The sequence below is a fragment of the Stenotrophomonas maltophilia genome, from assembly GCF_013464915.1.
Taxonomy (GTDB): Bacteria; Pseudomonadota; Gammaproteobacteria; order Xanthomonadales; family Xanthomonadaceae; genus Stenotrophomonas; species Stenotrophomonas maltophilia_AT.
Genome location: NZ_RAVT01000032.1, coordinates 66,068 through 77,500 on the forward strand (window position 1 = coordinate 66,068; position 11,433 = coordinate 77,500).

Consider the following 11,433-nt stretch of genomic DNA (forward strand, 5'->3'; position numbering starts at 1 on the left):
TGTCATGGCCGCCATTGTGCGCGCAGCCGGTGCAGGCCAGCATCACGGTGCCTTGGCTGCATGGTCCAGTGCGAAGTTCAACGTCACCACGTTCACCCGCGGCTGCCCGAACAGGCCCCACTGGCGGCCTTCGGTATGCGCCTGCACCAGCGCCTGCACGCGTTCCACTGGCAGGCCTCGCGCACGCGCCACGCGCGCCACCTGCAGCTGTGCGGCGGCCGGCGACAACTGCGGATCGAGACCGCCGCCGGACTGGGTGACCAGGTCGGCCGGAACCTGCGCTGGCGCGACACCTTCCCGTGCAGCCACCGCAGCGGTGCTGGCAGCGACGCGCTCGGCCAGCGCCGGGTTGCTGCGCGCCATGTTGGAACCGGCCGCGGCCATCGGGTCGTAGTTGGCGGCTGACGGTCGTGCCTGGAAGTAGCCATCACCGGTGAACGGCTGCGCCAGCCATGCCGAGCCGCGCACCTGACCACTGTCATCGCGCAGCAGGCTGCCTTCGGCCTGTCCCGGGAATGCCAGGCCGGCAAAGCCGGTTGCAATGCCGGCGTAGACCGCACCGGCCAGCAGCAGGGTGGCCAGGCCCAGGCCGATCGCCGGACGCCAGCGGGCGTCATCCTGCAGGCTGGCCACGCGGGCCTCGGCCTTTGGTTCACGGGACAAGGAAGACGAAGTGGAAGCAGAACGGTTCATGCGCCGAATACCAGGACAAGAAGGAGGTCGATCAGCTTGATCGCCGCGAACGGCAGCAACACGCCGCCGAGGCCGTACACCAGCATGTTCCGGCGCAGCAGCGCGGTGGCGGTGGCCGGGCGGAAGCGCACGCCACGCAGGGCCAGCGGGATCAGTGCGGGAATCACCAGGGCGTTGAAGATCAGCGCCGCCAGCACCGCATTGCGCGGGCTCGACAGCTGCATCACGTTCAGTGCGGCCATGGTCGGAACGGCAGCGGCGAACAGCGCCGGCAGGATCGCGAAGTACTTGGAGACGTCGTTGGCCAGCGAGAAGGTGGTCAGCGCGCCGCGGGTGATCAGCTGCTGCTTGCCCACTTCCACCACCGCCAGCAGCTTGGCCGGGTCCGAGTCCAGGTCGACCATGTTGCCGGCCTCCTTCGCCGCCTGCGTGCCGGAGTTCATCGCCAGGCCGATGTCGGCCTGGGCCAGCGCCGGGGCGTCGTTGGTACCGTCGCCCACCATCGCCACCAGGCGGCCACCGGCCTGCTCCTGGCGGATGCGCGCCAGCTTGTCTTCCGGTCGCGCCTCGGCGATGTAGTCGTCCACACCGGCTTCGGCAGCGATGGCGGCGGCGGTCAGCGGGTTGTCACCGGTGATCATCACCGTGCGGATGCCCATCGCCCGCAGCTGCGCGAACTTCTCGCGCATGCCGCGCTTGACCACGTCCGAGAGCTCGATCACGCCCAGCACATGGCGGCCCTCGGCCACCACCAGCGGGGTGGCACCGTTGCGTGCCACCTGCTCGACGCGACCTGCAAGTTCCGCAGGCACGTTGCCGCCCAGCGCCTGCACGTGGGCACGGATCGCATCGGCGGCACCCTTGCGGATCTGCCGCCCATGTTCCAGGTCGACGCCGGACATGCGGGTCTGGGCAGTGAAGGCCAGGTAGTCGGCATGGTCCGGTTCGGCGGTGGCGCACCCCTGTTCGCGCGCCAGGCGCACGATCGACTTGCCTTCCGGAGTCGGGTCGGCCAGCGAGGACAGCAGCGCCGCTTCACGCAGCTGGCTGGCATCGATACCGGCCAACGGGTGGAAGTGGCTGGCCTGGCGATCGCCGTAGGTGATGGTGCCGGTCTTGTCCAGCAGCAGCACGTCCACGTCGCCTGCCACTTCCACCGCCTTGCCCGACTTGGCCAGCACGTTGGCGGCCAGCGCACGGTTCATGCCGGCGATGCCGATGGCCGGCAACAGGCCGCCGATGGTGGTCGGGATCAGGCACACCAGCAGCGCGATCAGCAGCAGCGGGTCAACCTGCACGCCTACCGCCGCACCAATGGCCGGCAGCGTCGCCACCACCACCAGGAAGGTCAGCGTCATCGCTGCCAGCAGCAGGGTCAGCGCGATCTCGTTCGGCGTCTTCTGCCGGTTGGCGCCTTCCACCAGCGCGATCATCCGGTCCAGGAAGCTGTGGCCCGGCTCGGCGGTCACCCGCACGATGATCTGGTCGGACAGCACCTTGGTACCGCCGATCACGCCGGAACGATCGGTGCCGGCCTCGCGCAGCACCGGTGCCGATTCGCCGGTCACGGCCGCTTCGTTGATGGTGGCCAGGCCCTGCACGATCTCGCCATCGGCCGGTACCAGTTCACCGGCACTGACGATCACATGGTCGCCCGGGCGCAGCTCGGCGGCCGGCACCTGGCTTTCCGCGGCACCCGGCTGCGGCGCGGCCAGGCGGCGTGCCACCAGATCCTGGCGGGCGCGGCGCAGCGAAGCGGCCTGGCCACGGCCGCGCGCTTCGGCCACCGCTTCGGCGAAGTTGCCGAACAGCACGGTCACCAGCAGGATCGCGGTCACCGCCAGGCCGAAGCCCAGCGGCGCATTGCCGGTCAGGGTGACGATCGCGGCAACGATCGTGCCGGCCATCACCACCGCCATCACCGGGCTGTGCACCAGATGCATCGGCGACAGCTTGCGCACCGCCTCGACCAGTGCACGGCGCAGGCCTGCGGCATCCAGCAGGGCAGGGCGCGGTGCGAGGGAACTACGGGTTGAACTTGCGTGGGTACTCATTGCGGTGTCCTCAGTGCAGTCCCAGGCTCAGGTGGTCGGCGATCGGGCCGAGTACCAGCGCCGGCATGAACTGCAGCACGGTCAGGATGACGATCACCGAGACCAGGGTCAGGGCGAAGGTCGGCGTTTCGATCTGCAGGCTGCCGGCAGACTCCGGCGCCTGGCGCTTGGCGGCCAGCTGTGCAGCCACCATCAGCGGGATGATCAGCAGCGGGAAGCGGCCCAGCAGCAGCACCAGCGAGCAGCTCAGGTTCCACCACAGCGTGGCGTCGCCCAGCCCTTCGAAGCCCGAGCCGTTGTTGGCGTAGGCCGAGACATACTCGTAGAACACCTGGCTGATGCCATGGAAGCCGGGGTTGGAGGTGCCGGCCAGGCCGGGCACGGCCAGGGTGATCGCAGTGAACACCAGCAGGGTGATCGGCTGCAGCAGCACGAGCAGCGCCAGCAGGCGCACCTGTGGCGTCTCCAGCTTGCGGCCGAACAGTTCCGGCGTACGCCCGGTCATCAACCCGGCCAGGAATACACCCAGCAGCAGATAGACGATGAACTGCTGCAGGCCACAGCCGATGCCGCCCCAGATCGCGCTGACCAGCATGTTGACCATCGCGATGCCGCCACTCAGCGGTGCCAGCGAGTCGTGCATGCCGTTGACCGAGCCGTTGGAGACCTGGGTGGTCACCGCTGCCCACAGCGCCGTGCCATCGGCGCCGAAACGCACTTCCTTGCCTTCCATCAGCAGCGGCGTGGCGGCGCTGGCGCTATGGGCCTCGCTCCACATCATCGCGCTGGTGGAAAGCAGCGACATGCCCAGCATGCAGCTGAACACCAGCGCGCCGAAGCGACGGCGTCCGGTGAATGCGCCGATCATGAAGATCACCGCCATCGGCACCAGCAGGATGCCGACGATTTCCAGCGCGTTCGACAGCGGGGTCGGGTTCTCCAGCGGGAAGCTGCTGTTCGGGCCATACCAGCCGCCGCCGTTTGCGCCCAGCTGCTTGGCCGCGACCATCGCTGCGACCGGGCCCAGCGGCAGTTTCTGCTGGGCCATGCCGGCGCTGGCATCGATCGGCGTGGCCTGCGGGCCACCGGCCATCGTCGAGGGCACGCCCTGGCTGGTCAGCACCAGCGTCCACACCAGGCACAGTGGCAGCAGGAAGCGCACGCACAGGCGCACCACGTCCACGTAGTAGTTGCCCACCGCCACCTGGCGGTCATCGCCGGCCCCGGTGGCCGCCGCAGCCTGCGGCGCTCGCGAGAACAACGCGCGCAGCGTGGCCACCGCCAGCGCCAGGCCCATCATCGGCGTCACCACCTGCAGGCCGGTGATGCCGGTCATCTGCGAGAGGTAGGACAGCTGCGCCTGGCCCGAATAGTGCTGCTGGTTGGTGTTGGTCAGGAACGAGATCATCGTGTGCAGCGCGGTGTCCCAGCGCATGTTCGGGATCTGGTCCGGGTTCAACGGCAACCAGGCCTGGGTCATGAACACCGCCTGGGTCAGCACCGCGACCACCACGTTGCTCAGCACGAAGGCCAGCACATAGCCGCGCCAGGACATGGCACGCGATGGATCGACGCCGAACACCCTGTACAGCGGCTTCTCGATCCAGTTGAACAGCACGTCGACCTTCATCGGCGTGCCGCGCATCACGCGTGCCAGGTACAGGCCCAGCGGCCACGCCAGCAGCAGGCTGGCGGCAATAATCACAAGCATCTCAGTCATGGCAGGCTCCGCTCAGAACGACTCGGGCCGCAGCACGACATAAAGGAGATAGGCGGCGGCGACCAGCACCAGCACGCCACACAACAACGACAGCCAGGGGGACATTGCAATAGCGTCCTGGTGGAACCCCTCCACCTCAGGCCGCCATCGTCGTCCTGCCCCCCATAAACGCACTACGCGCCGGACCGGGCCGACGCGTAAAAAGTGCATAAATTCATCGCCCGAAGCCGTAACCGGACGACGGGTAGCGCCGGGCCATGCCCGGCGGTGGGAGCGTGGTCAGCCGGCCGGGGCCGCCGCCTGCGCCATGCCCTTCAGCTCGCGATAGCGCTGCAGGGTACTGTCGATCTCGGCCTTCAACGCCTGCTGCTGCAGCACGAGCCCGGCCTGCAGGCGCTGCTGCGCCTGCAGCTGCGCATGCCGCTTGCGGATCGCCTCGGCCTGCTTGTCGACCACCTTGCCGCCGGCCAGTTCGCGGTCTCCCGCCGCCGACAGCAGCGCCACCAGCGACTCACGCAGGCTGGTGACGTTGTACTCGGCGGTCTTCAGGTTGTTGTCCAGCACTTCCTGGCGCTCGGCAAACACCCGGCGCAGGTCGGCTTCGCTGCCGTAGGTGGACAACATGGCCTGCTCGGTGCGCTGGCGGGTCTGCTCGGCCATCAGGTCCAGCTGTTGCTGCTGCGCAGCGGTGCTGGCAGCGGCACGTTCCTCGTCGGTCAACGCGCGCTGGACCTGCGCATTGCGCAGGCCCGTGCTCGCATTGAATTCCTCGCGGGCATGGTTGACCGCGTCGGCCGGCAGCGAATCACTGCAGATCCGCTCCTTGCCCTCGTTCCAGCAGTACAGCTTCTTTTCCGCCTTGCCACTGTCGCGCGACTGCGCCGGTACGGTGAACGGCACGGCCAGCAGCAGGCCGGCGAAGAGGACAGCAGGAACTCGGGACATGACCTTTCCCCTGGTCGGTCAGCGGATCGAACGAACGCCGTACTGGGCCCGGTAGGCTTCCAGCGGCTGCCGGTAACCCACAAGTTCCGGGTTGCCGGAGGCGAAATCAAGCAGGTCGGCCAGCGACGCCACGGCGATCACCGGGATACCGGCTTCCTCGGCCACCGACTGCGCCGCCGAACGGCGGTCGGTCTCCGAAGCGATCTCCTGGCGGTCCAGCGCCACCACGATGCCGGCCGGGGTGCCACCGGCGGCGCGGATGATGCCCAGCGCTTCGCGGATCGCAGTACCGGCGGTGATCACGTCGTCGACGATCAGCACGCGCTTGCCCTGCATGTCGGCGCCGATCAGCTGGCCGCCTTCGCCGTGGTCCTTGGCTTCCTTGCGGTTGAACGACAGCGGCAGGTCGCGGCCGCGCTGGGCCAGCTCACAGGCCATCGCGGTGGCCAGCGGGATGCCCTTGTAGGCCGGGCCGAACACCACGTCGTACTTGATCCCGCTGGCATCGATGGCATCGGCGTAGCAGGCGCCAAGCTGGGACAGCAGCGAGCCGGAGTCGAAGCGGCCGGCGTTGAAGAAATAGGGGCTCAGCCGGCCGGACTTGAGGGTGAACTGGCCGAAGCGCAGGGCGTCGGCGGTCAGGGCCAGCTGCAGGAAACGGTGGCGGTGGTCGCTCATCAAAACTCGATTCATCTTCATTTGGAGCACAAATCCTAATCCAGCTGGGCGTTTCGCGCTCGTCCGGCCCCGTGTGAAGGCGTTCGCGGGCCCACCCGGCGGACTGCGCAGCCCCGCGGGCAACCGGTATGCTTGCCCGGTTTCCCGCCGTAGGTCTTCCGCATGCGCATCATCAGTTTCAACGCCAATGGCATCCGTTCCGCCGCGACCAAGGGCTTCCTCGACTGGTTCCGTGCCCAGGATGCCGATGTCCTGTGCATCCAGGAAACCAAGGCACAGGAAGACCAGCTGACCGACCCGATGTTCCGCCCCGACGGCCACCACTGCTTCTACCGCGACGCCATCACCAAGAAGGGCTACAGCGGCGTGGCGATCTACAGCAAGCGCGAGCCGGACCAGGTCATCACCTCGCTGGGCTGGGCCCCGTTCGACGACGAAGGCCGCTACATCGAGGCACGCTACGGCAACCTCAGCGTGGTCTCCTTCTATATCCCGTCCGGCAGCTCGGGCGACCTGCGCCAGGGCTTCAAGTTCGAAGTGATGGAATGGCTGCGGCCGATCCTGGAGGAGTGGGCGCGCAGCGGCCGCGACTACGTGCTGTGCGGCGACTGGAACATCGTGCGTTCGGCGCTGGACATCAAGAACTGGAAGTCCAACCAGAAGAATTCCGGCTGCCTGCCGGAGGAGCGCGACTGGCTCAACGCCCTCTGCGCCGACCACGGCCAGACCACCGATGTCGCCGCCGGCCGCGGCTGGGCCGATGCCTACCGCCTGCTCAACCCCACCGGCGAGGACTACACCTGGTGGAGCAACCGTGGCGCCGCCCGTGCCAACAACGTCGGTTGGCGCATCGACTACCAGTTCATCACCCCGGGCCTGCGTGACCGCCTGCGCAGCTGCTCGATCTACCGCGACGAGCGCTTCTCCGACCACGCCCCGTTCACCGTGGACTACGACCTGTGACCGAGGCGGCCACGCCGGCCAGCTACAAGGGCTGGGCCGGCATCAAGCGCGCCTTCGGTACGCCCTCGGCACTGACCATGGCCATGCTCGGCTTCGGCAGCGGCCTGCCGTTCCTGCTGATTGCCTCGCAGACCCTGTCCACCCGCCTGCGTGATGTCGGCCTGGACCTGGGCAGCATCGGCCTGATCAGCCTGGCCAGCTTCTTCTACCTGCTCAAGTTCCTGTGGGCGCCGCTGCTGGACCGCTACGCCTTCCCGCTGCTCGGCGGGCTGGGACGCCGGCGCTCGTGGCTGCTGGTATCGCAGGTGATGGTGCTGGTCGGCCTGGTGGCGTTGGCATTCGTACGCCCCGAGCAGGGGGTGTGGCCGCTGGTGGCGTGGGTGCTGGTGGCCTCGTTTGCCGGCGCCACCCAGGATTCGGCGGTCGATGCCTACCGTATCGAGATCGCCCCGCAGACCGCACAGGCCGCACTGGCCGCCACCTATACGCTGGGCTATCGGATCGGCCTGATCCTGGCCGGGGCTGGGGCGCTGTACCTGGCCCAGTTCGAAGGCTGGATCATTGCCTACCTGGCGATGGCCGCGCTGATGCTGCTGCCGATCATTACCACCCTGCTGTGCGCCGAACCGGAACGTCCGGCCACCACCGTGCAGCGGCGCATCGACGTGGCCGAAGCGTTCGTGCAGCCGATCACCAGCTTCTTCAGCCGCAACGGCGTGGCGCTGGCCCTGGTGCTGCTGGCTTTCGTCGGGTTGTTCAAGTTCCCCGACCAGGTCATCGGGGTGATGGCCGGTCCCTTCTATCTCGACTCGGGCTTCGACAAGGCCGACATCGCCACGGTGTCCAAGCTGTTCGGTGTGTGGATGGGCATCGGCGGCGCGTTCCTTGGCGGCATCGCGGTGGCGGCCTTCGGCTTTCGTCGCATGCTGCTGCTCGCCGCGCTCGGCGTCGCGCTGTCCAACCTGGCCTTCCTGCTGATGGCGCACAACCCGGGCAAGCTGTGGGCGTTCTACGCCGCGCTCAGTGCCGACAACCTGTTCCAGGGCTTCGCCGGCACCGTGCTGGTGGCCTTCATGTCCTCGCTGACCGACCGCAACTTCACCGCTACCCAGTACGCGCTGCTGGTCTCGCTGGCCAACCTGCCCGGCAAGTTTGTCGGCGGTGTCTCCGGCTACATTGTCGAAGCCACGTCCTACAGCACGTTCTTCATCCTCAGCTCGGTCACCGTGGTGCCGACCCTGCTGCTGCTGGCATGGTTGTGGCCGCGGATCACCGACCGCGGGCCGCCGCCAGTTGCCTGATTGCCTGCCCGCCCGGTCTGCGGGATCATCGCCCGGACGCGCCGAGGGGGCGGTGCCTTGCGAACGGGGAAGTGAGCATGGCCGACGTTGTGCTGCGGGACCTGGACCCGCTGCTGCTGGAACGTATCAAACGCGTCGCGGTCGCCCGCGGCTGGACCCACGAACAGACCTGCGCCGCCTTGCTGGAGCAGGGCCTGTTCAGCAGTGAGCTGGAAGTCCGCTCCGGTTTCGGCGATCCGGAAGTGGATGCCCTGTCCGATGCCATCGCCGCCCTGCAGGCCTTGCCCGCAGGGCAGGGCTTCGATTAACGCCCGCGCCGCCATGCGGTAGAGCCGAGCCCACGCTCGGCTGCCCAGTAGTCCACACATGCGCCGATGACGCACCTCACGCCAGGTGGATCGCCCCCAGGATCCGCGGGCCCTGGGCGCCGGTCACGCTCGGCAGGTTGCCGGCCAGCCCGTCCATCGTCCGCTGCGCCAGCCACGCAAAGCCCATCGCCTCCACGTACTCCGGGTCCAGCCCGTGCACCGCACTGGACTCCACCTGCACGTCCGGCAGCCGCGCCGCCAGGCGCTTCAGCAGCTGCCGGTTGCGCACGCCGCCACCACAGACCAGCAGGCGCCGGGTCTGCGGCTGGTGCGCCAGCAGCGCATCGGCCACCGTTGCCACGGTCAGCTCCAGCAGGGTCGCCTGCACGTCGGCGGCGGCATACTCGCCTTCGGCCATGTGCGCTTCGGCCCAGGCCAGGTGGAACTGCTCACGGCCGGTGCTCTTCGGCGGTGGCAGCGCGAACCACGGGTCCGAACGCCAGCCGGCCAGCAGGCTCTCGTCCAGCGCGCCACTGGCGGCGTACGCGCCGTCGGCATCGAAGGTGCGGCCGGTGTGGCGCTGGCACCAGGCATCCATCAGCGCATTGGCCGGGCCGGTATCGAAGCCACGCACCTTACCTTCGCGCGGAATCAGGGTCAGGTTGGCGATGCCGCCCAGGTTGAGCACCGCGCGGTCTTCGTCGGCCGTGCCCAGCATGGCCAGGTGGAAGGCCGGCATCAGTGGCGCACCATGGCCCCCGGCCGCCACGTCGCGGCGGCGGAAGTCGGACACCGTGGTGATTCCGCTCAACTCGGCAATGCGGTTGCCATCGCCCAGCTGCACGGTGAAGGCGGGGTCGGCCAGCGGGCGATGGCGCACGGTCTGGCCGTGCGAGCCGATCGCGCGCACCTGGCTGCGGTCCACGCCCGCCTCGGCCAGCAGCTGATTGGCGGCTTCGGCGAAGTTGATCGCGATCCGGGCGTCCAGCTCCCCCAACTCCTCCAGCGAATCCAGCGGGCCACCTTCGCCCAGCGCCACCAGCCGCGCACGCAGCACCGGCTCCCAGCGGGCGGTCAGGCCGTGCACGAAGCGGCAGCCACCACCAGCGGGGAACTGCACCAGCGCGGCATCGATGCCGTCGGCGCTGGTGCCCGACATCAGGCCAAGGTACAGGGGGGCGTCAGCGTCGGCAGTCGTGTTCATGGCAGGCATAAAAAAAGGACGCGGCAAGCTTGTGCTGCCGCGTCCTTCTTCGTCAACGCAGGGGCTCAGCCGCGCTTGCGGCCGGTGCTGCTCTTGTCCTTGGCGCTGGCCACCTCGGGGGAGGCCTCGTCGCGGCTGGTCGGTGCCGGGCTGGCATCGGCGTAGATCAGCTTTTCCATGCCCTGGATGCGGGCCATCGCCGGCGCGGTCTGCGCGCGGAAGGCGACCAGCTCGGCGCCCTTCAGCGGCTCCGGCGGCGGCATGGTCACGGTCAGCGGGTTGCGGTGCTCGCCGTTGACGCGGAATTCGTAGTGCAGATGCGGGCCGGTGGCCAGGCCGGTCGAGCCGACATAGCCGATCACCGTGCCCTGGGCCACGCGCTGGCCGGTCCTGATGTTCGCAAAGCGCGACATGTGCCCGTACAGGGTGGTGTGGCCGCGGCCGTGGTCGAGGATCACCACGTTGCCGTAACCACGCTGCACGCCGGCGAACTGTACGCGGGCGTCGCCGGCGGCCATGATCGGGGTGCCGGTGCGCGCAGCGTAGTCCACGCCCTTGTGCATGCGCATCTTGCCCAGCACCGGGTGCTTGCGCGCACCGAAGGTCGAGCTCAGCCGCGCGAACGGGATCGGCATGCGGATGAAGCTCTTCTTCAGCGAACGGCCGTTGATGTCGTAGTACTCGGACTTGCCGTTGCGGTCGAAGCGGAAGCCGGAATAGGTCTTGCCACCGGTGGTGAAGGTCGCCGCCAGGATCTTGCTGGTGTCCACCTTTTCGCCTTCGCGCCAGGTCTCATCCATCACCACGCTGAAGCGGTCGCCCGGCTGCAGGTCCTTCGAGAAGTCGATGTCGTACTTGAAGATGTCGTCGGTCATCGTCGCGATCGCCGACGGCGACAGCCCGGCACGTCGGGCCGCCGCATACAGCGAGCTGGTGATCTCGCCGCTGGTGACCACGGTGCGCGTGGAGGTCTCGCGCTTGGTCACCTTCTCCTTGATGTCATCGCCGGCCAGGCTCAGCTCCACCCGGTTGTCGGCATCGCGGTCGAAGCGGATGCTGCGCAGGTCGCCGGACAACGGCATGTCGAAGGCGATCTCCGCACCCGGGCGCAGCTTGGTCAGCGCCTCGCGCGCGCCCGGGTGGTCCAGTACCCGGTGCAGGGTGGTGGCCGGGATACCGGCCTTGTCGAACAGATCGCTCAGGGTCTGGCCGCGTTCCACGCGCAGCACCTGCCAGCTGTCACCGGGTACCTGCTGCTGGCGGGCCATGGTCAGCGGCGGCAACGGCAGCGCCAGGCTGGTATGGCTGTCGGCAAAGGGGGCGTCGATGGTGTGCGAGAAGCCCGGGACGATCGTTGCCACCAGGGCGCCGATGGTCGCGAACAGGCTGGCATGCATCCAATGGCGCCGGGTCCAGCGCTCGTTGAAGGCGGCGGGAAGATGTTGCCTGAGCTTCCGATGCAGGGCGTTGTCGTGCAGGACGTGGAGGCGTTCCTGGAAGCGCTGCTTGCGTGCGCGCCCTTGTTCGGAATTGTGCATCGGCGGTTTTTTCCTGGCAGCCCGGGAGC

The 11,433-nt window shown here is 68.4% G+C and carries 11 protein-coding genes; 3 read left to right on the forward strand and 8 right to left on the reverse strand.

What is annotated here, in order from left to right:
- Positions 1-42: 42 nt before the first annotated feature.
- From kdpC to pyrE, 6 genes are all read right to left on the reverse strand, one after another.
- The gene (kdpC, locus tag D7T59_RS12275) at positions 43-693 is read right to left on the reverse strand and encodes a potassium-transporting ATPase subunit KdpC (protein WP_164136284.1); all 651 of its coding nucleotides are present in this window, start codon (positions 691-693) and stop codon (positions 43-45) included.
- On the reverse strand, positions 690-2,747 hold the full coding sequence (kdpB, locus tag D7T59_RS12280) for a potassium-transporting ATPase subunit KdpB (protein ID WP_180852486.1): 2,058 nt from the start codon (positions 2,745-2,747) through the stop codon (positions 690-692). The genes kdpC and kdpB overlap by 4 nt, the downstream gene beginning before the upstream one ends.
- Positions 2,748-2,757: 10 nt before the next feature.
- Positions 2,758-4,467, reverse strand: coding sequence for a potassium-transporting ATPase subunit KdpA (gene kdpA, locus D7T59_RS12285; RefSeq protein WP_180852485.1), 1,710 nt, complete (start codon positions 4,465-4,467; stop codon positions 2,758-2,760).
- Positions 4,468-4,479: 12 nt separating this feature from the next.
- The gene (locus D7T59_RS12290) at positions 4,480-4,572 is read right to left on the reverse strand and encodes a potassium-transporting ATPase subunit F (protein WP_005407770.1); all 93 of its coding nucleotides are present in this window, start codon (positions 4,570-4,572) and stop codon (positions 4,480-4,482) included.
- Positions 4,573-4,746: 174 nt separating this feature from the next.
- Positions 4,747-5,412 (reverse strand): hypothetical protein, encoded by a 666-nt coding sequence (locus tag D7T59_RS12295; protein ID WP_164136287.1) that lies wholly within the window; start codon positions 5,410-5,412, stop codon positions 4,747-4,749.
- Positions 5,413-5,430: 18 nt separating this feature from the next.
- Positions 5,431-6,090: an orotate phosphoribosyltransferase gene (gene pyrE / locus D7T59_RS12300; RefSeq protein ID WP_005407772.1), complete on the reverse strand. Its 660-nt coding sequence runs from the start codon at positions 6,088-6,090 to the stop codon at positions 5,431-5,433.
- Between the two features lie 162 nt (positions 6,091-6,252).
- Between pyrE and D7T59_RS12305 the strand changes: the two genes are divergently transcribed.
- The 3 genes from D7T59_RS12305 (at position 6,253) to D7T59_RS12315 (ending at position 8,662) form a co-directional block, all read left to right on the forward strand.
- Entirely contained in the window at positions 6,253-7,053 is an 801-nt protein-coding gene (locus D7T59_RS12305) for an exodeoxyribonuclease III (RefSeq protein ID WP_180852484.1), read from the forward strand.
- Positions 7,050-8,354, forward strand: coding sequence for an AmpG family muropeptide MFS transporter (locus D7T59_RS12310; protein WP_180852483.1), 1,305 nt, complete (start codon positions 7,050-7,052; stop codon positions 8,352-8,354). Before D7T59_RS12305 ends, D7T59_RS12310 begins: the two co-directional genes overlap by 4 nt.
- Before the next feature lie 77 nt (positions 8,355-8,431).
- Positions 8,432-8,662: a hypothetical protein gene (locus tag D7T59_RS12315; protein WP_005407775.1), complete on the forward strand. Its 231-nt coding sequence runs from the start codon at positions 8,432-8,434 to the stop codon at positions 8,660-8,662.
- A 76-nt stretch (positions 8,663-8,738) separates the two neighbouring features.
- Here the strand turns inward: D7T59_RS12315 and D7T59_RS12320 are convergent, their stop codons facing one another.
- Positions 8,739-9,866, reverse strand: coding sequence for an anhydro-N-acetylmuramic acid kinase (locus D7T59_RS12320; protein ID WP_180852482.1), 1,128 nt, complete (start codon positions 9,864-9,866; stop codon positions 8,739-8,741).
- A gap of 65 nt (positions 9,867-9,931) precedes the next feature.
- Entirely contained in the window at positions 9,932-11,404 is a 1,473-nt protein-coding gene (locus D7T59_RS12325) for a M23 family metallopeptidase (RefSeq protein ID WP_180852481.1), read from the reverse strand.
- Positions 11,405-11,433: the final 29 nt, after the last annotated feature.

Coding starts and splice junctions, on each gene's coding strand:
- kdpC (WP_164136284.1), bottom strand. CDS start 693: ATGAACCGTTCTGCTTCCACTTCGTCTTCCTTGTCCCGTGAACCAAAG.
- kdpB (WP_180852486.1), bottom strand. CDS start 2,747: ATGAGTACCCACGCAAGTTCAACCCGTAGTTCCCTCGCACCGCGCCCT.
- kdpA (WP_180852485.1), bottom strand. CDS start 4,467: ATGACTGAGATGCTTGTGATTATTGCCGCCAGCCTGCTGCTGGCGTGG.
- D7T59_RS12290 (WP_005407770.1), bottom strand. CDS start 4,572: ATGTCCCCCTGGCTGTCGTTGTTGTGTGGCGTGCTGGTGCTGGTCGCC.
- D7T59_RS12295 (WP_164136287.1), bottom strand. CDS start 5,412: ATGTCCCGAGTTCCTGCTGTCCTCTTCGCCGGCCTGCTGCTGGCCGTG.
- pyrE (WP_005407772.1), bottom strand. CDS start 6,090: ATGAGCGACCACCGCCACCGTTTCCTGCAGCTGGCCCTGACCGCCGAC.
- D7T59_RS12305 (WP_180852484.1), top strand. CDS start 6,253: ATGCGCATCATCAGTTTCAACGCCAATGGCATCCGTTCCGCCGCGACC.
- D7T59_RS12315 (WP_005407775.1), top strand. CDS start 8,432: ATGGCCGACGTTGTGCTGCGGGACCTGGACCCGCTGCTGCTGGAACGT.
- D7T59_RS12320 (WP_180852482.1), bottom strand. CDS start 9,866: ATGAACACGACTGCCGACGCTGACGCCCCCCTGTACCTTGGCCTGATG.
- D7T59_RS12325 (WP_180852481.1), bottom strand. CDS start 11,404: ATGCACAATTCCGAACAAGGGCGCGCACGCAAGCAGCGCTTCCAGGAA.